This window comes from Terriglobia bacterium (assembly GCA_020073205.1).
Classification (GTDB): domain Bacteria; phylum Acidobacteriota; class Polarisedimenticolia; order Polarisedimenticolales; family JAIQFR01; genus JAIQFR01.
Genome location: JAIQFR010000002.1, coordinates 44,572 through 70,015 on the forward strand (window position 1 = coordinate 44,572; position 25,444 = coordinate 70,015).

Below are 25,444 nucleotides of genomic sequence, written 5' to 3' on the forward strand. Positions count from 1 at the left end.
CTACTCCCCGCGGTGTCCGCCGAGCCATCCGCGCACGACGAGCGCGGCGGCCTCGGGATGCTGGCCGGCGGCCTCGATGAGCTTGCGGCGGAGCTCGCCACCCGCCCCGGCCGCCCCGGGGAGCGCGCCGGAGCCGAGGCTCGCCTGCAGCTCCGCGATGGTCGGCGGGTGCCCGCCGGCGCCGGCGGGGGCGCGCATGCCGCGCAGCACGGCGATCGCCGGACGGATCACCAGCAGCACGACGAGCAGCACCGCCAGGGGCAGCGCGGAGTAGCGGACGATCTGGACGGCGATCCCCCAGCGGTCTCCCCGCTCCTGCTTCGCGTCGGCCGACGCGCCGGCGCCGCCGTCGAACGGGATGTTCTCCACGATGAGGACGTCTCCCCGGGGTTCGTTGATCCCCACGGCGGCCCGCACCAGGTCGGTGATCTTCTTCATCTCCTGCTCGGTCCGAGGCGTGGACTTGCGTTCGGTCTTGCCGTCGGCGCCGGGCGCTTCGACGATCGCGTTGTCCACCACCACCGCGACCGATTGGCGCGAGAGCTTGCCGACCGGCTCGGCGATCATGGCGACGGTCTTGTTGATCTCGAAGTTCGTGGTGCTGGACTGGGACTCGTCGCCCCCTGCGGAGCCCGCCGCGGGGACGGGCGTGCCTCCCGGAAGATTCGAGGCGGTGCCGGGGATCCCGCCGCCGGAGCCGGCCTGGCGCCGGGTCTTGCTCTTCTGCTCGCTTCGGACGACGGCGACGTCCGGGTCGTATTTCTCCTCGACCCGCTGCACGCGCGCCATGTCCAGCTCGACCGTGGCGCGCGCGCGAACCCGATCGGTGCCGACGACCGGCTCGAGGATGGACACGAGCGTGGTCTCGAGGCCGGTCTCGAGGGCGCGCTTGGCCTCGAGCTGCGAGGCCGACATGGCCTCGCTCGCCTCGGCGCCGCCACCGGACAGCATCCGCCCGTTGCCGTCGATGACGCTCACCCGGGACGGGTCCAGCCCCTCGACGCCGCTCGCGACGAGGTGCGCGATCGCCCGGACCTGGTTGCCCGAAGGCGTCCGGCCCGGTTTCAGCCGGACGACCACGGACGCGCTCGGCTCCTTGCGCTCGTCGGCGAAGACGGAGGCCGGTGGGAGCGCGAGGTGGACCCGTGCCGACTCCACCCCGTCGATCCCCTGGATCGTGCGGCCCAGCTCGCGCTCGAGCGCGCGGCGGTAGTTCACGTTCTGCACGAAGTCCGAAAGTCCGAACGATGGCTTGTCGAAGATCTCGAAGCCCACCCCGCCGCCGCGCGGAAGCCCGTCGGCTGCCAGCTCGAGGCGGACCTCGTCCACCCGCTCGACGGGGACCTCGATCACCGTACCGCCCGGGCCGAGCCGGTAGGGGATCTGCTTCTCCTTGAGCGCGGAGATCACCGGTCCCGCATCCTCGCCGCGGAGGTTGCTGAAGAGGACCCCGTAGCGGATGCGTGAGGCGTAGACGCTGAGCCCCCAGACCACCCCGGCGAGAGCGGCCACGCCGAGCACGATCTGGATCCTCTGCCGCACCGTCAGCCGCGCGAGCGCGCTTCGAACGTCGTCCGTCATGCCGGCCATCGCGTCACCCCGTCGCGGGATCCGCCCCCGAGGATCGTCACGAGCCCATCCTCATGACCTCCCGGTAGGCGTCCACGAGCTTGTTGCGGACCTCCATCATGGTCTTGAACGCGACCTCCGCTTCCTCGATCCTGATCAGCACGTCGTGGAGATCGACGTCGTCGCCTCGAGCGAACGAGGCCTGAGCGGACTCGCTCTCCTTCTGGAGGCGGTCGACCGAGTCGATGGCTTCCTTCAGGCTGACGCCGAAATCGGCCCCCGCCTTGCGCGCCCCCCCCACCTGCGTCGGGCGCTCGACGCCTTCCGGTCCCGTGATGCTTCCGATCCTCGGAATCGTCGCGAGCGGGTCCATGTTCACCTCACGATCCCGAGCGCGGAGCGGAGCATGTCGCGAACGCTGCGGACGGTGGTGATGTTGGCCTCGTAGGAGCGCGTGGCCGAGAGCATGTCCACCATCTCCTGCACCGGATCGACGTTGGGGTAGGCGACGAACCCGTCCTTGTCGGCGTCAGGATGGCCCGGCTCGAACCGCCGAACGGGGGGCGCGGGGTCCTCGACGATCCTCTCGACCCGGACCGAGCGGAGCGCGACCCCCAGCTCGTCGCCGAACGACGCCTCGACGGGGTCGGCGGTGAACACGGGCTCCTTCCGCTTGTAGGGCCCGCCTTCGGGCGTGCGGGTCGTCCGGGAGTTGGCGAGGTTGGAGGCGACGACCTCCATGCGCGTTCGCTGCGCCGACAGGCCGGCGGCGCAGATCGCGAGGGCGCGGCTCAGGCTCATGATCCGTTCCTCCCGTCGGTGGCGGCGTAGATCAGGAGGGCGAAGCGCTTGCGGACCATCTCCGCCGCGCCCTGGTACCGACCTTGAAGCGACGCGAGGAGCGTCATCTCCCGATCGACGTCCACCGTGTTGCCGTCGTTGCGGATGCGGTTCGCCGGGACCTCGAGGACGGTGCCGGGATCCTCGGAAACCCCCGTGGAGGGTAGATGGCGCGGGTCGGTCCGCTCCACGTCGAGGCTGCCGGCCATCTCGAGCGCCTCCTGGAACCGGACGTCGAGCGACCGGTAGCCCGGCGTGTCGATGTTGGCCAGATTCGACGCGGCGATCGCGGAGCGCTTCGCCGCCCGGTCGAGGACGCTCCTGAGCGCGGACACGGTCGCATCGTGCACCGGTTCGGTCAAAGCCCACCCTCCCGTCGGCCCCGTTCGCGTCGGAACCGGGCAACAACCGTGCCCTCCGCACCCCGACGGGCCGATGCCCGTTTCGCGGCGGAATGCGTCTTCTGTGCCTCCGCGGCGGCAAGGGACCGCCGCCGGGCGGCCGTCGCCGGCCGCATCGGGGTCGGCTCGAAGCGGCGCTCCTCAGTCATCGCGCGGGCTCCGCGAGCGGCGTGCCGGCGTCCCGGTACTGCTTCAGCTTGTGCCGCAGCGTGCGGGGAGAGATGCCGAGCGCCGCGGCGGCCTCGGTGCGGTTCCCTCCGGTTTCGTGGAGGATTCTGCCGATCGCGTCGCGCTCGGCCTCCTCGAGGGGCCGCGCCACGGACCCTCGCGGCTCTTTCGGCCGCAGCGCGGGCTCGAGGTCGAGATGGCGCGCGTCGATCGGCTCGCCGCCCGCGAGGATGGCAGCTCGGTGGAGCGCGTTCTGCAGCTCGCGGACATTCCCGGGCCACGGGTGCGCCTTGAGCCTCGCGAGAGCGGCGGGCGTCAGCGCCGCCTCGGGGCCGGCGTAGAGCCGCACAAAGCGCAGCGCGAGCGGCTCGAGATCCCCCTCGCGCTCCCTCAGCGGCGGGATGGAGATCGGCATCACGCGCAGGCGGTAGTACAGGTCCTCGCGGAAGCGGCCGGCGCCGACCTCCTCGCGCAGGTTCTTGTTCGTGGCCGCCACGACGCGCACGTTCACGCGCACCGGCGTCTCGGAGCCGACGGGTTGGATCAGGGGGTCCTGCAGCACGCGCAGCAGTCTCGCCTGGAGATCGGCGCTCATCTCGCCGATCTCGTCCAGGAGGAGCGTTCCGCCGTCGGCCAGCTCGAAGTGCCCCTTGCGGTCCTTGAGCGCCCCGGTGAACGCTCCCTTGCAATGGCCGAACAGCTCCGCCTCCAACAGATCCCGCGGGAGGGCCGCGCAGTTGATCGCCACGAACGGCCCGGACGCCCTCGGGCTCTCCCGGTGGATCAGGCGAGCGAAGACCTCCTTGCCGGCCCCCGATTCCGCCTCGAGCAGGACCGTGACGTCCGAGCGCGCGGCGCGCAGCGCGAGCTCCACCGCGCGCAACGTCACCGGGTCCTCCGCGACGAGATCGTCGCTCCCCGCCTGGGGCCCCGGCACGTTCCGCTCCAGGGCCGCGTCCACGGCGCGGGCGAGGGCTTCGGGAGAGAAGGGCTTCATGAGGTAGTCCGTTGCGCCGTCCCGGACGCACGAGACCGCCGACTCCACGGTGGCGAAGGCGGTGACCACCACGACCCTCGACGAGGGGCTGAGCGCCCGCACGCGACGCACCAGCTCGTGGCCGTCGAGACCCGGCATGCGGAGGTCGGTGACGACCACGCCATAGGGCCTGCGGGCCAGCGCGCGGAGCGCCTCGTCGCCGCCTTGAGCGCGATCCACGGCGTGGCCGAGCCGGCTCAGCACGCGCTCCATGGCCAGCGCCATCTGGGGCTCGTCGTCCACCACGAGAATCCGCTCAGGCATCGGCTCCCTCCGGGATGACGCCGGCGGGGATCTCGACTCGGGCTCGCGTTCCCTTCCCCGGGGCGCTGTCGAGAGCGATCCGTCCCGCGTGTCTCTCCACGATCCGATGAACGATGGACAGGCCGAGGCCGGTTCCCCCCTCGGCCCGCGTGAAGAACGGGTCGAACACCCTTGGCAGGTCTTCCGGGGCGATGCCGCGTCCCGTGTCCTCGACGACGAGCACCCCACGATCTCCCTCGACGCGCGCGGCGACCGCGATCACCCCGCCGGGCTCCGTCGCCGCGAGGGCGTTGCCCAGCAGGTTCAGGAGGACCTGCCGCAGACCTTCCGGATCGGCCGCCACCGTGCAGGAAGCCGTCGCCGGCGGCCCAAGGAGTCGCACGCCGCGCAGCGAGCAGGCGGGGGCGAGCAGCGAGCAGGCATCGGCGGCCAGGGCGGCGAGATCAGTCGAGCGCCTCTTGCCCCCGGAGGGCGAGGCGAACGCCAACAGGTTCGAGACGGTCGTCTCGAGACCGGCGGTGGCGGAGAGGATCTGGTCGCTCATGTCGCGGAGCGCGTCCTCCCCCTCGAGATCGTCACGCAGCATGCTGGCGAACAGGCGGATGCTCCCCAGCGGGTTGCGCACCTCGTGGGCGATCTCGGCCGCCATGCGGCCCAGCGCCTCGAGATGTCGCCGCCGGCCGTCTTCCTCTTCCTCGAGACGGATCTCGGTCACGTCCTGCACGGTCACGACCCGCGTCGGCTCGTCCTCCGAGGTCGGAACCACGGTGACGGCCAGGTCGCGCGGCCCCTCCGCGGTCCCGCGGCGCAGCCTCACCGCTCTCCCGGCGGTGCACCCCGACACGAGACGCGCGAGGTCCGGATCCCTTAGGAGCCCCCCGGCCTCTCCCAATCCCAGCCGCTCGAACGCCCGGTTCGTGCGAAGCAACGTGCCCTCGGCGGAAACGACCGCGACGCCGCCGTCCAAGGCGTCGAGGACCGCCTCGAGGCGGCGGTGGGCGGTGAGCAGCTCGCGTTCCAGCCGCTCCACCGTTCGCTGCAGGAAACCGTGCCGGTCTTCGAGCGCGACCGCCACCTGCTCGAATCGGTGGAATGCCTCCGCCAGGAGAGACCCGGTCGCGGCAATAGGGTCGCCGACACGCGGGATGGTTTGCATCGTGGGATGCCCTGTGCAACCGGCGTTCCATCGATGCCCTCGACGCCGAAGTGGCGTGGAATGATCGGATTGCATCGCGAGCGCTGGCCGGAGGACCTCGAAGGCGTCGTGGCGCCGACACTCCTCTGCCGCGACCGGGGTCGGGATCTCGACGCTCGACGGCCCTGGCGCTCTCGGCGGATTGGCCCCGCTCAAGGCCTGGTCGGAGAATGCCGATGAGAGATCGAGTCTTCGTGCGCGGGGGAAGGGCCGGCTCGGCGAAGAGCCGGGTCCGACGGGTCGTCTCATGGCGGGTTCGAAGATCGCCACGATCGGCGCCGCTTGCCTGCTGGCGGCGGGGGCCGCGCTCCCCCCGAGGGGGGCCGCGGCCTCGGACGTCGGCGGCAAGCCGGGCGGAGATTCCGCGGCCGTCGCGGTGGGTGCCCGTGTTGTTTCGTCAGCCCGGCTCGAGACGGTGCGAAGCGTGCGGGCGCTGACCTTGACCCCTGAAGACGTGGGCCGGGGCTATGTCGAGATCGAGCACGCGACCTCCGTGGTCGTGAAGACGAACAGCCCGACCGGCTACTTCCTCGAGGTCGAGATCGCCAGCGAGATGATTCGGGGTGCGCAGGTTCTCGGCCTCCCCGGCGGCGCATTCGTCGCCTCGGACGACGGGCGGGTGATTCGGCCGACCCGTGGACCCTTGGTGGAGAGGCTCGATCTCGGATTCCGGTTCGAGCTCTCCCAACGTGCCGAGCCCGGGGTGTACCCGTGGCCCGTCTCGCTCACGGTCTCGACGAGGTAGCGCCGGGACGGTCCGTGGTCGACGACGTCACGGGGCCGCCGGCGGCGACGGATACCGCTCTCCTTCCGGAGGGCGAACGCACACGCGGCGAGAATCGGCGGCGGCTTCCGGCTCGACCGGGCATCGGACCCTGACGACCTGACCCAGACAGTCGTCGGACAGGTCGACGCGGAACCGCGGCAACTCGTCGGGAGGCACGCGCGGCGAGACCGAGGCAGGATCGATTTCCATCTCGTAGAGGCCGGGAGGGACCTCGCCGAACCGGAATCCTCCGACGTTCGAGGTCTCGGCCGCCCGGGAAATGGCGCCGTTCGAGAGCGTCAGCCGCGCTCCCCCGATCGGGATCGGCCCGGCGCTGCCGCAGGCCACGAGGAAGCCCTGGAGCGAGGCGAATGGCTCGATCTCGAAGTCCGCACGCGTGACCCGATTCGGGAGCACCTCCACCTCGCGCGAGGCGCCTCCCGTCACCGAGAATCGCGGGTCGAGGCCGCGGAGATCGATGGTCACCTGCCGCCGGCCCGCGGGTAGGTGCCGCAGCCGGTACGACCCGTCCGCGTGGGTCACCGCCAAGGGCTCCCCGTCGACCACGACGGCGACGCCGCCCTCTGGGTCCCCGTTCCTCCGCACGGCTCCCTCCACGGTGCCCGGCGCCATCGCGGCTGTCGCGGAGCTCGACGACCGCCGCGCCGCCGGACCTTGTTTCCAAGCGAGGCGGTTGCCGAGGTCGAGCGAGACGATCCTGCGATTGAGCCGGCTTCGCTCGAGACCGACGGCGAACGGGAGACGCAGCTCCGCCCGCACGTACCAGCCGCTCCCGATCGCCCGCAGCGAGAGGCCGACCCTGGCCAACCCCTCCCCGCTCCTCGCCCTACCCCGATCGAGGTAGTCGCCTCCGGCCCCCACCAGGTAATCCAGCCGGCTCGAGAGCGGCCGCTGCACCGCGGACTCGGCGGTGAAGCCGAAATTCCCGGAACCGTCGCGCTGGACCACAGCCGAGCCGTCCAGGAGCGAGCTCGAGCCCAGGACGGTCCGATAGGCGAGCAGGGCCTGGGTCCTGTCGAGGCCGTCGCCGCGGGCGCTCCGGTCGTGCGCCAGGGAAGCGCGCAGGAAGCCGAACGAGGAGTCCTTGCTGACCGCCAACGCGAATCGGTCCACGAGGAGGCCGCTCCGCGGGGCCACCAGGGAATCGTACGCGAGGTCCTCGCGGCTGTAGTCCAGGCTCAACGAGGGCCGGTTGCTGCCGAAGCTCAGCGCGTAGCCGAGGCTGCCTCGAAGGTCCGACCTGTGAAGCACCGTCTGATCCGAAGCGTAGTCCACGTCGCCGTAGAGAGTGGAGAACTCGGTCGGTCGGATCCGGCCTTTGAGGTCGAGCCCGCGCTCGCCCGGCCGGTAGAGCGGGTAGACGTAGGGGAATCCCGATCCGAAGGAGTAGACGGAGGTGCTCAGGCTCCCACTCTCGAACCTCCACTGCACTCCCGCCCTGACGCCGAGAGCCCGGCCGTCGGCGGACGACGCTTCGCTGAACAGGTACGCCCAAGGCGAGACCTCGCGGACGTACCGCCCGCTCAGCACGACGCTACGAGACGTGGCCGCCTCGGGGCCGCCGAAGACCGGTCGCTCCACCAGCGTCAAGCCCGCCCCGTAGAAGTCCCCGTCGCGCCGGACGAGGACCTCGCCGCCATAGAGGCTAGGGCGCTTCCCGGGCTCGCCCGGCAATGCGAGATCGTACTTGGCGGTCCCCCCGAACACGCTGAAGCTCGCGCGATCGCCGTCGAGCCGGGCCCTCGCGCCGTCGAGAGGAAGCGCGTCGGCACTCCCGGATAGCGCATCCGGCAGCAAGGGCCCGAGCGCGAAGTCTCCGGCGTTGATCCGCGCCAGGCGGCCGGCCACCGGGATCTCGGCGCCTTCGATGCCGAACTGCGGGGTATAGCCCGGGATTCCTCCGATCAGCCACACGGAGTACGTTCCCGCGCCGGGGAGGCGCTGGTTGCCGAAGAGGTGATAGGTGGTCAGCGAGTCGTTGCCGAAGAGGGGCGCGTCGAACGCTCTCGCGGATGCCCCGAGATCGTAGTAGCCGGGCGTCGAATCGACCGCCGACGGCGTGGGACGGGCATCGGCGCCCACGACCCCTCCGACCGCGAGTGCCGGCAGGACCCAGATCAACCGCCAGTTGCGGGGATCCAAGTCTTCGTCTCGTACGAGGTGCGGGGCGAGGTAGCGAAACGCAATCGCACCGTGACGTCCCCCGCCGGCACCGGCCCGAAGCTCATTCCCCACTGCCGCTTCTGGCCGGGTAGCACCGGCTCCCTCCCCTCGTTGAAGGCGTAGGATCGATCGAACTTCCCGTCCGAGGAGCGCACGAGCACGTATCCCGTGGGGCGGATGTTCCGCTCCCCTTCGTTGCTCGCCCTCATCTCGAGCGTCAAGGAGTCCCCCGCCTCGCCGGTCCGTGCCCACCTCACGTCCTCGACGAGGAGAGAGGCAGGCTTGGCGTCGCGGCTCTCGACGTACATGGGCACGCCCATGCGCGCCACGACCACGACCTGGTTGGGTCGCGCGGGGACCTCCGGGCGGGATGAGAAGTAGATCATCGCGCGCAGCTGCTTGAATGCCGGCGGAGTCTCGACGGCATACCTGAAGAACACCTCCTGGCTGGGCGCAACCCTGACGCTCGCCGGCGTGATCCGAAGGTACGGGACGAGGCTCGCGGGCTGGCTCCCCGGAGGCTGCTCCGAGACCGCTCCCGCCGGGTCCACCCCGAAGTCGGCCAGGTCCACGGACACGACCACGGGATCGGTGCCCCGGTTGAGGAACGCGATGCTGTCGGAAACGCTGGAGGCCCCCGCCACGACCTTCTCGACGTACGGCGGGACGATGCCGATCGAGACCGCGGGGGGAGCCGCCGCGACCCGAGGGGACAGCGAAAGGAGGAGCAGAGCCCCGAGGGGGGCTCCGCTCCCGAAGAAGAACCGGCGCACTAGGCGCCGCTCGCCGTCAGAACGACCGTCCACGAGTTCGCTCCGGTCGCGTCGGTGTCCAGGACATCGAGCCGGAAGTCGAGATTCCCCGTCCTCGAGTTGGCCCCGTTCCCCGTGACGACGCCGTGGACGAGATTGCCGGCGCCGCAGTTGCCGGCCCCGCCGTCGCCGGCGGTGGAGAAGGTCTTGTAGCCACACGATGTCGAGCCCCCGGGGAGCCCGGTGGCCGGGATCTGCAAGCTCAGCCGGTCGGCCGTGCCCCAGTTGACCGTCGCGGTGGTCGACGCGTTGAAGACCCTCACCGTGCGCTGCGGCGCGCTGTTGCAGGTCCAGGTCGTCGCGGCGGCCGCGGTGTAGACCGCGCCCGTGTTGGACCCGTTCCGGGCGCCGGAAACCCCGGTGGACGAGGTGTTACCGTCGGCGTCGACGTTTCCGAAGTCGAACGACGTCCCCACGATGTTGAACAGGAAGATGCCGTTGTTGGCCGCGGTCACGTTGACCGAGTCGCCCGCCGACTGCGCGGACGCCCCGCTCGTTGCCGCAACGATCACCACCGCAGCGAAGGCCGTGAGAACCCATCCCCTTCTCATCCTGCTTTCCTCCTTTCGCCGTACACCGGCGAATCAACCCCGTTCGCGAAGCCATCCCCGACACGGGGAACCGCCGGCGGGGGACCCCGCCGGACGTCTCGGAGCCGTCATGGGTCGTCCAGGAACAGTCGGACCTCGCAGTTGTAGCGGCCGATCTCGTCCTCCGGCGCGAGACGCAGCCTGAGGTCGACCACAACGAGCTCACCCGCGCCTCCGGTCCGAGCTCCCCTCGCGATCGTCGCGGATCGGTTCTCGGCCAGGTTCACGAAGCCACCGGACAGATGCGTCCTCCAGGCGAGGCGCGCAGGTGACACCGCCTCGGACCGATCGGAAAGGACGAGAGGCGATGCCGCAACGAGATTGAGGGACCAGCGGCGGTCGCTGAAGACCCGCACCCTGATCGCGGCCGGCAGCTCGCTGGCGACGCCGGGGACGACGTCCCCGAAGGAAACGGGACCCGACTCGAGAACGTATGAGCGGTGGTCGCCCTGCTCTCCCGACGGCAGGGAGGTCGCCGGGGAAGGTCGCCGTCCACCGCCGATCTGCCACGCAGGGCTCCCCTCCCCGGACGGGCGGAGGGATCCCGGTCGCGCCGCCTCGGCGTCTCGCCCGTGAGCGTCCCGCCCTTTCGCGGCGATCGGCTGGACGAGGATCAGGAGAGCGAGGGCGGTCGCCGGGAGCCCGAGCGCGATCCTCACGCCTCGTCGCGAGATTAATTTCGAAGAGATCTCAAGTTTCCGGCGCTCGTGCCGATCGAAGGATGGGAGGCTGTGGGCGACGGGCTCGGCGAAGCCGGGTCGCGACGGTCCACGTGTCCACAGATCGAAGCTCACCGGTCACGACCCTTTCCGCCGTTCCGCGACCTCGACGCGAGGCCCCGGAGTCGCGATTCGCTCGAGCTTTGGAGTTGAGAAGCAAGCCGCCCCGCGCCCGAATCGGACGTTTCTCAATATTGATTCGGGTAGGTGCGTTGTCCAGGCAGCGGGCGTGCGAGGAACGGCCGAAATCGCTGACAGGCAGGGCCATTTGGCCCTGCGCCCCTGTTCGGGACATGCTCCCCGCGAGGGAAGCCGGCTCCTGGAAACACTTATATATATAGATACGAATTTAACTTGTTTAACACGAAAGTTTGAATATGTTATCAACGAGAACGCTGAATTATTGGGAATCTTGAACTGGGGGGACTCCGAAAAAAGGCCGAGTTGGAGACCAGGGGATGCGCAAGGCGCTCATAGTTCAAAATGTTCGCGCAGCCTCGCCGGGCGCCCCGGACGCGGTGACGACCCTCGGTTTCCTTCCCCACGTGGTGTCGTCATGCGAGGGAGCGAGAGCGGCGCTCCGCTCGGCGCCTCCCGACCTGGTGCTCCTCGAGGCGAGCGCCGGCTCCGAGGATGACCTCGGCGCGCTGATTCGCGAGGTGCGCGCGGCGAATCCCGACGCCTCCTGTGTGGTGCTCGGCCCCCTATCGGGCGGGGGAGCCTGTGCCGACGCGTCGGGACCCCTCGCGGACGCCGTGCTCGGAGCGTCCCTGCGCGCCGACGAGCTCGAGGTGGTCTTGGCCCGGCGCGCGAGGCGACGCGGCGACTCCCGCCGCGATCCCTCCGATCCGGTCGAGGCGCCATTCGCGGCGCTGAGCGTCGCGATGCACCGGGTGGTCACGGCGCTCAAGAGCGTCGGGCCGCGGGACACGACGGTGCTGCTCTGCGGCGAGAGCGGCACCGGCAAGGAGGTCGCCGCGCGATTCCTCCACGACAGCCATCCCCGCCGCCGCGGCGGTCCCATGATCTCGGTCCACTGCGGCGCGAGTCCCGAGTCCCTGCTGGAGAGCGAGCTCTACGGCCACGTCAAGGGGGCGTTCACCGGGGCGGACCGGGACCGCGTCGGCAAATTCGAGCAAGCCCACGGCGGCACGATCTTCCTCGACGAGATCTCGACCATGAAGCCCGAGGGCCAGCTGCGGCTGCTGCGGGTGCTGCAGGAGCGCCAAGTGACGCGGCTCGGAGCCTCCGAGGCCAGGCCGGTGGACGTTCGAGTGGTCGTGGCGAGCAACCAGGACCTCAAGGCGCTGGTCGCGGAAGGGAGGTTCCGGCTCGATCTCTACTACCGCGTGAGCACGTTCCCGGTGGTGCTTCCGCCGCTCAAGGACCGGAAGTGCGACATTCCCCTGCTGGTGGACTGCTTCGCGCGGCGGTACGCCGGGCGATTCGGCCTCGCGTCGCCCAAACGGTTCTCGACCGAGGCCCTGGCCGCTCTGAACGCCCACGATTGGCCCGGAAACGTGCGGGAGCTGGAGAGCGCGGTCGAGTACGCCCATGTCCTCTCGGATGGGTGCGATCTGGTGCTGCGGGAGGATCTCCCCCCCGAGATCGCCGGCGCGGCCGTTCCTCCCGCGGGACCGGCGCCCGGGATCATGCTGACCGAGGAGGGGCTCTCCCTCCGAACGGCGGTGAGCAACCTCGAGCGCGAGCTCATCCTCCAGTCGCTTCGCCTCGCAGGCGGCAACAAGGCGAGGGCAGCCGAGCTCCTCGACCTCAAGCGGACGACCTTCCTCGAGAAGCTGAACCGTCTGGAGGAGGAGGACCTTCTGCCCCCGGTTCAGGCCGACTGGTCGAGCCCACGCGCCCCCGACGGCGGAGCGGCATAGCGGCGGATCGCCTCGGCACCCTTCCCGAACGACTGCATCGCGTCGCGCGTCGTGTCGAGCATCGAGCGAATTCCCGTCTCCGCGTCGCGTCCCTGCCGGAGGAGCGCGTCGGCCTCCTCCTCGATGGCCCGGCGCTGAGGCGGGGTCAGATCGCCCCTCAGGCCTACTAGAACCGGCTCGAGCTCTCGGATCGCGCAGCTTCGCCGATCCACCGCGTCGGCAAGGGCGTTCGGGTCCTCGCCCTTGGCGGCAGCTATCAGCTCCGTGGTGGCCGCGCGTATCCGCGCCAGCGCGTCGATGAGGGGGCGCGGGAGAACGTCGACGCTCATCGCGCGCTCGCGGAGGGAGCCGTGGCGGCGTAGGGCGCCTCCATCCGCCGGCGGGAGGCCGCCTCTCGCCAGGCCGAGCCCAGCTCTGCGAGGTGCGCGGCGATCTCGGCAAACGCGGCGTCGTCGTTGCGCCGGTGGCCCTCGCCGAGTCGGCGGAGGAGATAGGCGTACACGCGGTCGAGGTTCCCCGCCACGTCGCCGCCGCGCTCGAGGTCGAGGCTCGTCTGGAGCAGGCTCAGGCAGCGAGAGGCGCGCTTGACCGCTCGTCCCTTCGCGGCCATTTGCTTCGCGGCCAGCGCCGCGCGCGCGCGGGCGACGTGGCTCTGGGCGAGGTCGTACACGTGGGCGATCAGCGTCACGGGATCGGCGGTCCGGATGTCCTGTTCGAGATAGGTGGAGGCGGCGAAGCCGCGGTTGCTCGGGTTGGACATGGTCTCCCCTCGGCCTAGCCGCCGATGATGCTGCTGAGCTGGGACTGCTGGGCTTGCAATGCCGCGATCGCCTGCTCCGCCGCGCCGAACGTCCTGACGAGGTACGCCTTCCGCTTCTCGAGGCGGGCCTCGATGCGCGCGATGTCGTCGGACATCCGTTTGACGTCGGCGTCGAGGACGTCCCGTGCGGTGGAGATCGGGCCGTTCGCGAGACTCGTCACGCCGTTGAGATTCGAGACCAGCGTCCGGACGAGACCGCGGCTGTAGGACAGGGTCCCGAAATCGCCGCCGGTCCTCGCGATGTCGGCGGCGGTGGCGGTGACCTTCACGGTGAGCCCCGCCGAGGCGCCGTCGCCCGCGGCCATGAGGAGCTGGCCCGAGCCCGAGGCCTCGACGCCAGCGATCGTCCCCGCGACGTCCATGCCGTCGTCGGTGACCGCCGCGAGGCCGAAACCGCTGCCGCTGCCGTTGCCGGGATCCGCGACGCTCGACGTCACCGACACGCCCGCCGCCGAGCCGAATGCCTTCGTCGTGAGCCGCAGCCGACCGCCGTCGTTGATCGCCGTCGCCGCGACCCCGCCCGATCGGAGCGACGCGTTGACCGCGTCGACGACGGCGTCGACCGTCATCCCCGACGTGAGGGCGACGTTCGCCGTGCTCGAGCCCACGGCGATCGTGAGGGTCTCGTCGCGGCCGAGGCCGCTCCCGGAGATCGACGCGCCACCGACGACCGTCGCTTGCTCGGCCGCGCGCGTCACCTCGATCGCGTAGTCGCCCGCGGTCGTGTTCGTCGAGGCGCTCTGGTAGGCGATTCGGGGGTCCGTCGCGCTCCCGGACGCGACGAACAGCTGGCCCACCTCGTCGAACTGATTCTCGAGCAGGTCGCTGAGCTGGGACGTGTCGAGGGACATCTTCCCGGTCTGCCCGTCGAACGACACGCCCACGGCCGAGAGCGAGCGAATCCCTCCGAAGGGGATCCCCTCCACCCCGCCCGTGACGAGGCTCTGCAGCTCCTGCTGGGTCTGGCGCGCGGTGCTGTCGCTCGCCAGCGGCCCGGGGTTGTCCCGGTTGAACTGCGCGTTGAAGAAGTCGACGGCGTCGTTGTAGGCGCTCACGAGGGTCTGGACGTTGGCGACCACGGTGTCGCGGTCGGGGTTGATCTCGACCGTGACCGGCGTGCCGGACGTCTTCCCCCTCAGGTTCAGCGTGGTTCCGGGGATCACGCCGGTGACCTCGTTGCTCGACGAGGTCACCTCGACACCGTCCACCTTGACCCGGGCGTCCGCCGCCGCGGTCACCAGGCCGGCCGGATCGGTGAGGCGCAGGTTGGTGGAATCGCTGATGGTGAGGGCGTGCTGGCGCCCGGTCTCCTCCGAGCGGACGACCAGCCGGTAGCCGTTTCCGTCGTAGATGACGGAGGCCTGCACCCCCTGGTCGGAGTCGTTGATCGCGTCGCGCACGGCCTCGAGGGAGTTGTTCCCCGAAGCCGCGCTCACGCTCACGGTGATCGCCTCGTGGCCCCCCGCCTGAACGGTGATCGCCCCGTCCGAGACCAGACCCTGATCGGAGGCGGCGAGGTCGGCGCTCTTCACCTTGTGGGCGGCGGCGAGGTCGAGGACCTCGATCGCGAACAGACCCGTCTCGGCCCCGGCGCCCGGGGTGGCGCCCAGGAGCGTGCTGTCGCTGACCGTCGCCTTCCTCCCACGGAAGCTCACGTCGGCCGAGAGGTCCTGAATCGCGTTCGAGAAGGCCGTGAGCTTCGACCGCATCTGGTCGAGCGCCGACATCCTGCTCTGCAGCTGCGCTTTCTGCGTCGCGAGCTTGTCCGCCGGCGCGTGCTCTGCCTTGAGGATCGAATCGATGAGCGACTGGGTATCGAGGCCGCTCGCGAGACCGCCGAACGTGATCGAGCCGATGTCCATGGCGCTTTGCCCCCGGTCAGAGCTTGTTGTCGAAGAGCACCCCGAGCATCTCGCGGAACCGTGTGACGAACGACAGGTAATCCTGGGGCGGAATCTGCCGGATCACCTCGCGAGGCTGGCTGTTGGCCGAGTAGATTCGGACGACCACGCGATCGGCCTCCGCGTCGTAGGAGAACTCGGCGCTGTGCGAGCCGAACACGATCCGGTTGCCCCCGTCGTTCAGCGCCGAAGCCACCGCCTGGCGCGTGTCGACTTCCGATGGAGCGGAGGTGGCGGCGCCTTCCGGAGGCGCGGTGGGTCGGACCTGACGCGAGACGACCGGCGGGGTTCCGCTCGCCGCGGCCACGGGCAGGACGGAGGGGTTCATGGCGACCTCCCAAACTCAAGGGAGGGGCCCCCACGGGGCCCCTCCCCCATCGGATCATGCCCAGCGCTACCGGAGCAGCGTGAGCACGCTCTGCGCGGACGTGTTCGCCTGCGCCAGAGCCGACAGACCGGTCTGGTTCAGCACCTGCCACTTGGTCAGGTTCACGATCTCGCCCGCCACGTCGGCGTCGCGGATCTGGCTCTCGGCCGCGGAGAGGTTCTGGGCCTGCGTGCCGACCACGCTGACCGTCGCGTCGAGACGGTTCAGGGCCGCGCCGAGCTGGCCCCGGCGGCTGGCGATGTCGTCGATCGCCGCGCGGACGAGATCCAGCTCGGTCTTCGCGCCGGCCTTGGTCGTGAGGGCCGTGGTGGTGACGCCGACGCCGGTCCCCGTGCCGGTCAGCCCGAGGCCGCCGGTGGCCGTGCCGGTCGCCGTCAACGCCGAGGTCGTGAGCGTGATCGTGTTGGCCGCGGTGGTGTTCGACGCGCCCACCTGGACGTCGAAGGTGGCGCCGCTGGTGCCCAGCAGGACCTGGCCGTTGAAGTCGACCGTCAGGCTGATGCGGTTGATCTCCTGGAGGATCTGCTGGTACTCCCCGTTGATCGAGGTCTTCGCGTTGCCGCTGTCCGCGCCGGACGTGTCGGAAGCGGCCTGCTCGGCCAGGGAGACGGCTCTCTGGAGGAGGGTCGAGACTTCCGCCATCGCGCCGTCGGCCACCTGCACGACGCTGGCGCCGTCGTTCGCGTTCCGGACCGCCTGGTTCAGCGCGGCCACGTCGGCGCGGAGCCCGTCGGCGATCGCGAGACCGGAGGCGTCGTCCGCGGCGGAGTTGATGCGGAGGCCGGAGGACAGGCGCTCTAGCGTCTTGGACAGGCCGTTCTTGGTCGTGCCGAGGCGGTTGAGGGCGTTCAGGGCACCGATGTTGTTCACAATCGAAAAGCTACTGGACATCTGGGATTCCTCCGTGATCGATCACCGCGGCGTCCTTGCCGCGGTGGCCGCCTTGGGGGGCGACCGGCCCTTTCGCGGCCCGGAACCCTCCATGAGTCCCCTGCCGCACAAGATGTATCGGCGGCTTCGACCCGGACTTGAACGACGGGAGGCCGACGGGGGGCGTCTCAAGCGGTGCCCGCCGCGTCGGGGGACCGACGATCGCAGGACCTTCACGCAATCGATGTGTCTGAGGAATAAGTACTTGGTTGATTCTACGACCTTGGTACGGCGGTTGCTCCGACGATGGGTCGAGGGGCGCCTTGGGCGTCGTCCGAGGGAGGGTCGTCGGCCGTGGATGCCATACCTGTCTTCTCCGTCGTCATCCCGTCCCACAACGGACGCGACCGGCTCGCGCTCACGCTCGACTCCATCGCCGCCTCCGATTTCGACCTGGCCAGGCTCGAGGTCATCGTCGTGGACGATGCTTCGACCGACGGCACGGTCGAGGCGTTCCGGGACCGCATCTACCCGTACCGGTTCTCCCTCCGCAGGGGGGAGTACTCCAACCAGTCCGCGGCCACCAACGAGGCGATCCGGCACGCCTCGGGGACCTATGTCCTCTCGACGGCCCAGGACATCCTCTTCCACAGGGACCTGCTGTCGCGGCACCTCGCCTGGCACGAGCAGTTCGCGGGCGAGGACGTGGCGGTCCTCGGCTACCTCCCGTACCCCCCGAACCTCACGGTCACGCCGTTCATGTCGTACCTCGTCCAGGGCGGCTTCCAGTTCGCGTACTGGATGATCAAGGATCCCCTGAACGTCCCGCCGGCCTTCCTGTACGCACCGAATTTCTCGGTGCGGAGGGAAGTTCTCGCTCGCGTGGGGAGCTTCGATCCCGGCTTCCCTTACGGCTGCCAGGACTCCGATCTCGGCATCCGGCTCGCGGAGCAAGGGGTGCGCATCGTCTACGAAGCCCGCGCCATCGGCTACCACAACCACCCGGTGGAGCTTCGCGAGTACGTCCGGCGCCAGGAGCGCGTCGGTGCCGGGCTGGTCCGCCTCGAGGCCAAGCACCCGGATCACGAGGGCGGGCCCGTGGTGTGGGACTCCGTGATCCGAGGCTACCTGATGTACTCGGCGACCGAGCTCGATCGGGACCTGGACACGGTGGCACGGCTCGAGAAGAGCCTCGGGGAGTCCGGCACGAGGTACCGGAAGTTGTGGAACGAGGCGTTCTGCGAAGCCACTCCCGTCGACCGGTTCTCGGCGTGCGACCAGCGCACGCTCCAGACGGCGGAGGCGCTCTTCAACGCTTACAACCGGGTGCTGAGCTTCCACTGGTGGAAGGGGTACTTCGCCGAGTACGCTCGAGCGCGCGGGATCGAGAGCGTGGCGCGGGTCGTTCGGGCGCGCGTCGGGCGGAGCCAGCCGTCGATGCAGCTCCGTCGGATCGCGGAATCGAGGCTCAGGGAGCACGGCATCGAGATCGCCCTCTCGACCCCCCGAGACTTCCGGACGTCGGTGGTCGTTCATGCCTTGGACGACTACGGGTCAGCGGCTCGCTGGCTCGAGCGGTTCCTGACGGCACCCGATCCGCCTCGAAACCACCAGGTCCTCCTCGTCATCGCACGAGACGCGATCTCGGGCTCCGAGGTGACCAAGCTGAGCGAGGTGGCCGAGGTCGTCCCGTGCGACGGCCTCGACGAGGGGATCCTCGAGGCGCTCGGCCGGTCCTTCGCCGACACGGTCGTGGTCACGTCGGCCCGGGTCGAGCCGGCCCACCCGCGCTACCGGCTGCTGGCCGAGACCTGCTTCGCGCGATTCCCGGATCTCGCGGTCCTGGGCGGGAACGTCGTCGACGGTGCACCGCGAAGGCGTCGCTACGGATTCCGTTTCGACGGAAGCGCCCTCGTCGAGACCGAGAACGGCTCGCGGAAGCCGTCGTCGAATCGAGGTCCCGTTCCGGTGGACGTGGCGATCCCCGAGTTCTTGATCGTGAGGCGCGCCGTGGCGGAGCGCCTCCTCGCGGAGCGGGCGTCGGGAAGCGGGGAAACGAGGCCATGGAACTTCGAGCTGTGCGGGGTCGCCGCCAGGGCCCGCCAGCGGGTGCTGGGGCTGCCGGAGCTGGCCGTTAGCTGATCGGGGAAACGATCTCGAGAAGCGCCGCCGCCCACCGGTCCTTGAGACGCTCGATGTTCCTCTCGCGAAACACGAACTCGCGCTGATCGGCAAGCTCCGCGTCCCGCGCGCCGCCGTCGCGGAGAAAGCGCTCCAGCGCGTCGCTCCAGGCCGCCGGTTCGTTCGGCGTCGTGACCGAGACCTCGCCGAGGTACGGGACGACCTCGCTCGCGATCGTCATCGTGCCGGCCGCGGCGTACTCGTAGAACTTGAGCGCGGACTTGTGCCGGTTGAACGGGGTGTCGAGCAGCGGGCAGATCCCGACGTCCAGGTCCAGCGACGGGAGCGTGGAGAAGTACGCGCCCAGCTCCCCGAAGACGACGTGCCGGTGGCGGATCGAGCGGCACAGCGACGCCAGCTCGAGGAAGGCTTCGGCCCTCGCCTTCTGGCTCGGGGTGAAGCCTCGCCGGTTTCGCCGGATCTCCCGCGTCTCGACCGGGAGCGGGCGGGACGTGAGCCCCAGGAGGACGAACACGAAGTCGACGCGCCTCTGCAGCTCGCGGATCGCGGGTAGGACCATCAAGAGGTCGTCGATGTGGCACGAGGAGCCGGCCCAGCCGATGCGGAGCTCGCCGGAACCGCGCGGGCGAGGCGTCCAGCGCGAGGGATCCACGGCATTCGGCAGCACGTGGACGGGCCGCTCGCGCGGCGCGAGGGTCGCCTCGAGGGTCGGGGTCGTGACGATGAAGGCGTCCGCCCCGTGGAGGAGGGCCTCGAGGTTCGGCCGGGCCCCGGCGATCACCTCGTAGCTCGGGTTCAGGGTCTCGATCTCTTCGAGGTGGTCGTCGACCGAGTAGACGACGGGAATGCCGCGCGATCGCGCGGCCTCGCAGAGCGGCTCCACCAGCAGCAGCCGGCTCCCGTCGGGCAGCAGGGGCGCCGCGATCATTTGCGGGAACAGGAGCATCGAGATCCCGTCGAGGATTCCCGCCTCGGGCTCGTACCCGCGCGGCGTCCGGGTCAGGGTCAGCGTGCGGCTCAGGGTCCGGAGCTCGAAACCACGATCGCGAAGGTGCTCGAAGGGCTGGTGGAACCGCACGTAGCTGACCCCGGTGACCTGGTCGTCGAGGACGGCCAGGGCCCGGCGCCCCCCTTCGGGTCGTGGGGCCACCGGGCCGTTGAAGGACGAGCGGGGTTGTGTGCTCATGCCTGTGCTGTGGCGCAGCAAGGCCGGTGCCATCGGAATCCGGCGGGAGATGTGGCTCCGCCGCCCGTGTCACGTCGGGATTCCGACGCGGGCGCCCGCGAGACCGCCGCGCTCCACCTTCCGGCGCGCGGCGGCCCTGCGGGGAATCGGTCCGTTACGAGTGGCGTGCGTAGGTGTCGGTGGTCTTCATGAACGCCTCTGCCTCCCGGGGAACGCTGGTGGGAGGCCGGGTGAGGATCTCCCGTGCGGCGATCGGAGCGTCATAGAACGCATCGGTCGACCTGACGTCCGGCTTGATCACCGTGCCGGCGAGTGACGCCCCGAGGAAGAGCCCCCGCGAGCGCGACCACGACAGGATCTGCGCGTGCAGCTGGGCGTCGGTGGCCGCCTCAGCCGATCGCCCGACGGGTCCCGCGGCGGCACTCGCCTCCGCGCCGACCGTAAACTTGTCCGAAAGGAGGTGCTTGATGCCGTCATCGTTCATGACGAGAAGGACCAGATCGGCCTCCTGGCCGCCGAACTGCCAGCCGAAGCTGCCGCCGCCCATCGTGAAGAACGCCGGCGGACCCATGGTGCCGTCCTTCTCCCGGCAGGTGAAGACGCCGTGACCGTACTCTCCGCCGACCACGAAGGCGCCCTTCTTCACTCCGGGGAACACGCCGATGCACTCCGCCTTCTCGAGCAGGTCCTTGGGAATCCCCTTGTCCGGAGCGGTCGCCAATGCCTTGAGGACCGCCTCGGCGTCGACGAGCCGGCGGGCCACCGCGGGCTTCGCGCCTCCGGCCACGGCGGGGAACGTGATCAGACTCGCGATCAACAGTGCAGGTACGCTCCGCATGGGAGCCTCCTTTCTCCGAATCGCGGATGCCTGGCGCGATCGATCCCGTCCCGCCTGCGGCGGGCGGGTCCGTCGCCCGAGGCCCCGCGCGAGTTTTCGCGTCATTTCCTGCTGCGCCCCCGGGACCCTCTGCGCGTGGCGTTCCGCCCGCCCCTCGATCCGTGGAGGTCCGACGATCTCTCGGCGGAGGCCGGCGGGGTCCACACGCCGACCGCGACCAACGCGCCGAGGAGAATCAAAGCCATGCTTCGGCTCTTCATGGCCTCACCTCCCATGGCGCCGCCGAGGCGCCGGGAAAGCGCACCAAAAATCTCCCATTTCAATTTCCGTGCCAGGACGGAAAACCCGTGGATCCGGGTCGACGGTCTCCGGCGTGGAGCGACGAGGTGTAGTTTGGCGTCTCCCGGCGAGGACGCGGACCCCTCGGACGCCTTCGTTCAGTGACGGGCGGGTTCCGGCAGTTTCTCGCCGAGGAGCTCGATCAGGCGCTGGGGCGGCTCGAATCCCGACGCTCGCGCCTCACGAACCTCGCACCACGCCAGCGCGTACTCCCCCTGGTAGAAAAGGGCGGCGGCCAGGTTGCTGTGCGCTTTCCCGTACCCGGGCTGCAGGCGGATCGCCTCCGAGAAATGCTCGGCCGCGTCGTGCCAGCGGTCGACGGTCGCGAGGGCGGTCCCCCAATTGAAGTGCGTGAGCGCGTCCCCGGGTCGGAGGCGGAGCGATTCGGCGAAGTGCCCAACGGCCTCGTCCACCTTCCCCTGCGTGACCAGCGCGTTCCCGAAGTTGTTGTGAGTGTCGTGCAGGGACGGGTCGAGGGCGAGCGCGCGACGATACTCCTCGATCGCCTCGTCGGTCTTCCCCTGCCCCGCGAGCGCCACCCCCAGATTGCCGTGTGCGAGCGCGTAGGTGGGGCGGATCTCGATCGCGCGACGATAGTGGGCGATCGCCTCGTCCACGCTCCCTTTCGCCGCCAGTGCGGATCCCAGACCGGTATGGGCGGTGTAATTGTTCTTCGTGGCCGCGAGCGCGTGCTCGAACAGCGTCCTCGAGTCGCGCCAGAAGCCCGCTTCCGCCCTCGTCGCGACCGCCAGCAGGAGTACCGCTGCACTACCCAGGATCGCGGCCCACCGACGGGAGGCCGCGGGGCGCCGCGGCATGAGACGATCGAGCAGCGCCGCGACGCCCCAGCAGGCGGCAACGAACACTCCGATCGCGGGGACGTACGTGTACCGATCCGCCATCGCCTGCGCGCCGACCTGGACCAGTCCGATGACCGGGACGAGGGTCCCGACGTACCAGAGCCACCCGAAGAGCAGGTAGGGATGGCCTCGCCTCTGGCGGACCGCGGTCAGCGTCACCGCCGTCAGGAACAGCGCCGCCCCGAGCACTTGCCAGGCCGGGAGGGTGTCCAGGGGATGCGGGTAGAAGATGGCGAGGCCGCGCGGCCAGATCGTCTTGCCGAGGTACCGCACGTACGAGACCAGCGCGTTCGACACCCGGAGTCCCAGGGGGACCACCTCCGCCGAGGCGATACCTCCGCCGGACCGTTGCGCAGCGAACGTCACCGCGCCGAAGATCGCCGAGAGCGCGATGAGAGGGAGCTTCTCGGCCAGCAGGAACCTGGCCCCGCGCGCCCCCCACCGCCCGAGCGGCCAGACGTCGAGGAGCAGGAGCGCGAACGGGAGCGTCACGAGCATCGGCTTCGCTGCGAGCCCGAGTGCGAACGCGGCCGCGACGACGAGGTACTTCGGTAGGCTGGGAGCCCTCGCGTAGCGCACGTACGCCATCATCGAGATCATCCAGAAGAGCGTGCTCAGGACGTCCTTGCGCTCCGCCACCCAGGCGACCGACTGGACGTGGAGAGGATGGATGCCGAACAACGCCGCCGCGGCGGCGCTGCGGCCCGTCGCGCCGGTCGCGCGAACGAGGACGAGGAACAGGAGGAGCGTGTTCGCCACGTGGAGGAGCAGGCTGGTCAGGTGATGCCCGGCGGGCCGGGGGCCGAAGAGCCTCCAGTCCAGCGTGTGGGACATCCACGTCAGAGGGTGCCAGTTCAAGGCGTAGAAGGACGACCAAGCCCATTTCAGGCTCGCCGCGTCGAATCCCCGCTGGACGTTCGGGTTCTTCGTGACGTAGACGGCGTCGTCGTAGGCGATGAACCCCGCGCCGAGCACGGGCCAGAACGCGGCGAGCACCACCGCGGCGAGGAGCAGCGCGACCGCGACGCGAACGACGGGTTCCCGCATCGCGCAGAGGCTACGTCAGCGCGTCCGGTCGGGCAACGCCTGCGTCGATGTCGCCTTCATCGATCGCTCGTGCCCCGGGCCCCTGCATCTGCACCAGGATCTCGGAGGCGTGGCGGCCCCCCTCGCCCTCGAGCCACATCTCGTCCGGCGCGGGGAGCATCTCGGTGGCGAAGAGCACCGCATCCTCCTGGCCCAGAAGCCCCGCGACGGTCCGGCGCAGGAGATCCGTCAGGAGGGGGGACTCGAGATCCACGTAGTACGGTTTCGGATCGAAGACCGTGTGGACGAAGATGTGTCGGGGCAGGCCGAGCCCGCGGCGCCAGAGGGCCGCATCGATGAAGAACTCCTCGTCGCCGACCGGCGGGAAGTCCGTCGGGCGCAGGACCCAGCGCTCGCGGAAGAGCACCGTCCTCCCGAACGTGAACCGGGGCCATCGCGTGATCGAGTCGGCGCGGAAGCCAGGGAGGTAGCCGATGGACTGCCACCCCTGCTGGCCGATGTGGACGAGATCCGACACGATCCCGACCGGGTTCACGCCGCTGCTCAGGACGGGTATGACCTCGACGCCTCTGGACGCCGAGCGGAGGACGAACCGGCCAGAGACGCTCACGTAGCGCACCGTCAGGTCCCCCAGCGGGATCGCCGACGCCCCCCTTGATGCGCGATCGCCCGGCAGCTCGATCTCGTGCTCGAACAGCGCCGGCCTCAAGCCCGCGTTCGCGGTGCGGGCCTCGTGGTTGTAGGTCACCTCGGCGAGCACGGCGCCGTGGCGACCGAGGGCGGACCAGCCGTGGCGCATCTCGAGGACGATCGGGTTCTCCTCCGCCGGCCGTCCCTTGCCGAGGAAGTGCGCGAACCGCGCGAGGGCGAGCCCGGTGCCGTTGAAGAGCGAGCTGAGCACGAGACGGTAGTGCCCCTCCTCGATCGCGCGTGCGGACCGCGCGGCAACCTGGAACAGCACGCCGGCCGCCCAGCGCGGCTCCGGCGCGGCTCCGGCGAGGCGATCGACCGTCGCCGCGTCGATCTCGACCTCCTCGCCCGGCGCGGCGGAGCGCGCGCGCTCCACGAACCAGTCCCGGATCCGCCGAAGCGTGTCCTGGGCTTCCTTGAGCCGGCCCTTTGCCGTCGGTTCCTCCTTGGGCATCGGGAACTCGACCGGGCGGCCCGACTCGTCGGGCTCGGCGGCAAGCCCCCGGTACAGGTCGAGAAACGGCACGTCGGTGTCGCCCGGGAATTCCTTGAGGAACCGGGCCGCCAGCGTCTGGGCGTGGAGGTCCTCCGGGTACATGCCGCCGATCAGCCGCGCGAAGGCTCCCATCGGCCCGTCGAGATCCTGGAGCAGCCTTCTCGGAAGCCGGAGCGAGAGATCGGAGGACGCGTCGACCCGGAACAGCTCGTCGGCCTTGAGGGGACGCGCGTGCGGCAGCGCGTCGAGCCTCCGCCCGATCGCCTCCATCGCCTCGACGCGGGACGGGAAGTCGAGCCCGGGGAGCGCGTCGACCTCCGCCTCGACCCGCTCGACGTCCTCGAGCCACGGAGGCTCGCACCCGGCGGCGCGAACCGCGGAGGCCAGGTCACGGAGCGGGCGGCGGGAGTTGTACGCAACCTCGATCTCCGCGATCAGGATTCCGCGATCCACGAGCGCGCGGTAGAACTCCGTCAGCACCCCGGGGGCCACGCCGAGCCGCGACGCCACCGCACGCTTGAGCGCGGTCGCGTCGTGGATCCCGCGCGCGGCCTCCTCCACGAAGAGGCGCAGGACCGGGTGGTCCTTCGCGCGGGAGAAGATCTCCTCGTCCGTAGCGTTCCTCCGGCTCGCGGGCTTCCAGAACGTGAACCCGCCGTCGACCTCCCTGAGCGTGGGGTTCGGCCTCGGGAACACCGCGAGATCGACCGCCGGATCGCTCGCGAGGCAGGCGCCGACCTTCCGTGCCTCCGCGATGTTCAGGATCACGTCGGTCAGGGAGATCCCCGGCGCCCCGTCGATATCCGCCGAATCCCCTTCGATCGAGGCGAGCGCCACGGCGCAGAAGACGCCGTTGGGACTCGTCTTCGTGCAGAACCTCGCCGCGTAGGCCAGGGCCTTGGCGGCGGTGTGGCGCTCGTCGTGTCCCCACGCCTCGGGATCTCCTCCCGAGAGCTTCCGGACCTTGGGCAGGAGCGAGCGGCTCGCGAGGTAGATGCCGTGCTGGACGAGCGGCGAGGCGATCACGCGCAGGAGCGCGCGGCGGCACCGCGGGACCTCCTCGCGGAGCGCCTCCCGGCAGGAGGCAAGGAGCCGATCGCGCCTGTCCGAAATCTCCCTCAGCCGCTCGACCCGCAGGGCGGCGTCCGGCGCCAGCAGCGACCGCGCCGCCTCCAGGTCGAGGGGTCGGAGCGGGCGGCGGTTGTGCACGTCCCGTCGCAGCCTCAGCAGCGCGAAGCGGGCCCGGACGCGCGCCGGGTCCCCGCCCGGCTCGCCCGCGGCGACGAAGAGCAGGTCCGAGACGGCGGCGGCCTCCGAGAGTCGTGCCGCCTCGGCGCCGTGGAGACGCTCCGCGGCCGCCGCCGCCGCCGGCGCGCTCAGCGCCGCCAGCGTTTCGAACGGGAGGCCGGCGACCCGGAGGAGAGCGAGGTGGGCCAA

General features: G+C 70.4%; 22 protein-coding genes. 3 read left to right on the top strand and 19 right to left on the bottom strand.

The window, feature by feature from the left end:
- The 6 genes from fliF to LAO51_00750 all read right to left on the bottom strand — a co-directional run bounded on the left by fliF (position 1) and on the right by LAO51_00750 (position 5,434).
- On the bottom strand, positions 1–1,590 hold the full coding sequence (fliF, locus tag LAO51_00725; GenBank protein MBZ5637258.1) for a flagellar M-ring protein FliF: 1,590 nt from the start codon (positions 1,588–1,590) through the stop codon (positions 1–3).
- 37 nt (positions 1,591–1,627) lie between these two features.
- A complete protein-coding gene (fliE, locus tag LAO51_00730; GenBank protein ID MBZ5637259.1) occupies positions 1,628–1,942 on the bottom strand; it encodes a flagellar hook-basal body complex protein FliE in 315 nt (104 codons plus the stop codon).
- A gap of 2 nt (positions 1,943–1,944) precedes the next feature.
- A complete protein-coding gene (gene flgC / locus LAO51_00735; GenBank protein MBZ5637260.1) occupies positions 1,945–2,370 on the bottom strand; it encodes a flagellar basal body rod protein FlgC in 426 nt (141 codons plus the stop codon).
- Complete coding sequence (gene flgB, locus LAO51_00740; protein ID MBZ5637261.1) at positions 2,367–2,771, bottom strand: flagellar basal body rod protein FlgB; 405 nt, start codon at positions 2,769–2,771, stop codon at positions 2,367–2,369. Before flgB ends, flgC begins: the two co-directional genes overlap by 4 nt.
- Positions 2,772–2,955: 184 nt before the next feature.
- Positions 2,956–4,278, bottom strand: coding sequence for a sigma-54 dependent transcriptional regulator (locus tag LAO51_00745; GenBank protein ID MBZ5637262.1), 1,323 nt, complete (start codon positions 4,276–4,278; stop codon positions 2,956–2,958).
- Complete coding sequence (locus tag LAO51_00750; GenBank protein MBZ5637263.1) at positions 4,271–5,434, bottom strand: hypothetical protein; 1,164 nt, start codon at positions 5,432–5,434, stop codon at positions 4,271–4,273. The genes LAO51_00745 and LAO51_00750 overlap by 8 nt, the downstream gene beginning before the upstream one ends.
- Before the next feature lie 286 nt (positions 5,435–5,720).
- Between LAO51_00750 and LAO51_00755 the strand changes: the two genes are divergently transcribed.
- A complete protein-coding gene (locus LAO51_00755) occupies positions 5,721–6,218 on the top strand; it encodes a hypothetical protein (GenBank protein ID MBZ5637264.1) in 498 nt (165 codons plus the stop codon).
- Positions 6,219–6,245: 27 nt separating this feature from the next.
- On the opposite strand, the gene LAO51_00760 is transcribed toward LAO51_00755, so the two are convergent.
- The 4 genes from LAO51_00760 to LAO51_00775 form a co-directional block, all read right to left on the bottom strand.
- Positions 6,246–8,402: a carboxypeptidase-like regulatory domain-containing protein gene (locus LAO51_00760; GenBank protein MBZ5637265.1), complete on the bottom strand. Its 2,157-nt coding sequence runs from the start codon at positions 8,400–8,402 to the stop codon at positions 6,246–6,248.
- Positions 8,378–9,229, bottom strand: a complete 852-nt coding sequence (locus LAO51_00765) for a hypothetical protein (GenBank protein MBZ5637266.1) — start codon at positions 9,227–9,229, stop codon at positions 8,378–8,380. Before LAO51_00765 ends, LAO51_00760 begins: the two co-directional genes overlap by 25 nt.
- A complete protein-coding gene (locus LAO51_00770; protein ID MBZ5637267.1) occupies positions 9,196–9,786 on the bottom strand; it encodes a hypothetical protein in 591 nt (196 codons plus the stop codon). Before LAO51_00770 ends, LAO51_00765 begins: the two co-directional genes overlap by 34 nt.
- Positions 9,787–9,893: 107 nt before the next feature.
- Entirely contained in the window at positions 9,894–10,484 is a 591-nt protein-coding gene (locus LAO51_00775) for a hypothetical protein (GenBank protein MBZ5637268.1), read from the bottom strand.
- Between the two features lie 518 nt (positions 10,485–11,002).
- Between LAO51_00775 and LAO51_00780 the strand changes: the two genes are divergently transcribed.
- Positions 11,003–12,430: a sigma-54 dependent transcriptional regulator gene (locus LAO51_00780; GenBank protein MBZ5637269.1), complete on the top strand. Its 1,428-nt coding sequence runs from the start codon at positions 11,003–11,005 to the stop codon at positions 12,428–12,430.
- Here LAO51_00780 and LAO51_00785 read toward each other — a convergent pair.
- The 5 genes from LAO51_00785 to LAO51_00805 form a co-directional block, all read right to left on the bottom strand.
- Positions 12,382–12,759, bottom strand: coding sequence for a hypothetical protein (locus LAO51_00785; GenBank protein ID MBZ5637270.1), 378 nt, complete (start codon positions 12,757–12,759; stop codon positions 12,382–12,384). The two genes, LAO51_00780 and LAO51_00785, sit on opposite strands and share 49 nt — an antisense overlap.
- Entirely contained in the window at positions 12,756–13,190 is a 435-nt protein-coding gene (gene fliS / locus LAO51_00790; protein MBZ5637271.1) for a flagellar export chaperone FliS, read from the bottom strand. The genes LAO51_00785 and fliS overlap by 4 nt, the downstream gene beginning before the upstream one ends.
- A 14-nt stretch (positions 13,191–13,204) precedes the next feature.
- Positions 13,205–15,112, bottom strand: a complete 1,908-nt coding sequence (fliD, locus tag LAO51_00795) for a flagellar filament capping protein FliD (protein ID MBZ5637272.1) — start codon at positions 15,110–15,112, stop codon at positions 13,205–13,207.
- Between the two features lie 16 nt (positions 15,113–15,128).
- Complete coding sequence (locus LAO51_00800; GenBank protein MBZ5637273.1) at positions 15,129–15,479, bottom strand: flagellar protein FlaG; 351 nt, start codon at positions 15,477–15,479, stop codon at positions 15,129–15,131.
- A 66-nt stretch (positions 15,480–15,545) separates the two neighbouring features.
- Complete coding sequence (locus LAO51_00805) at positions 15,546–16,430, bottom strand: flagellin (protein MBZ5637274.1); 885 nt, start codon at positions 16,428–16,430, stop codon at positions 15,546–15,548.
- Positions 16,431–16,763: 333 nt separating this feature from the next.
- Between LAO51_00805 and LAO51_00810 the strand changes: the two genes are divergently transcribed.
- Positions 16,764–18,551, top strand: coding sequence for a glycosyltransferase (locus LAO51_00810; GenBank protein MBZ5637275.1), 1,788 nt, complete (start codon positions 16,764–16,766; stop codon positions 18,549–18,551).
- On the opposite strand, the gene LAO51_00815 is transcribed toward LAO51_00810, so the two are convergent.
- The 4 genes from LAO51_00815 to LAO51_00830 all read right to left on the bottom strand — a co-directional run bounded on the left by LAO51_00815 (position 18,544) and on the right by LAO51_00830 (position 25,444).
- Positions 18,544–19,701 (bottom strand): hypothetical protein, encoded by a 1,158-nt coding sequence (locus tag LAO51_00815; GenBank protein MBZ5637276.1) that lies wholly within the window; start codon positions 19,699–19,701, stop codon positions 18,544–18,546. The two genes, LAO51_00810 and LAO51_00815, sit on opposite strands and share 8 nt — an antisense overlap.
- Positions 19,702–19,891: 190 nt before the next feature.
- Positions 19,892–20,575 carry a lipid-binding SYLF domain-containing protein gene (locus LAO51_00820; GenBank protein ID MBZ5637277.1) on the bottom strand — a complete coding sequence of 228 codons (684 nt, stop codon included), beginning with the start codon at positions 20,573–20,575 and terminating at the stop codon, positions 19,892–19,894.
- A gap of 437 nt (positions 20,576–21,012) precedes the next feature.
- A complete protein-coding gene (locus LAO51_00825; GenBank protein ID MBZ5637278.1) occupies positions 21,013–22,821 on the bottom strand; it encodes a tetratricopeptide repeat protein in 1,809 nt (602 codons plus the stop codon).
- A gap of 10 nt (positions 22,822–22,831) precedes the next feature.
- A complete protein-coding gene (locus LAO51_00830) occupies positions 22,832–25,444 on the bottom strand; it encodes a lantibiotic dehydratase family protein (protein MBZ5637279.1) in 2,613 nt (870 codons plus the stop codon).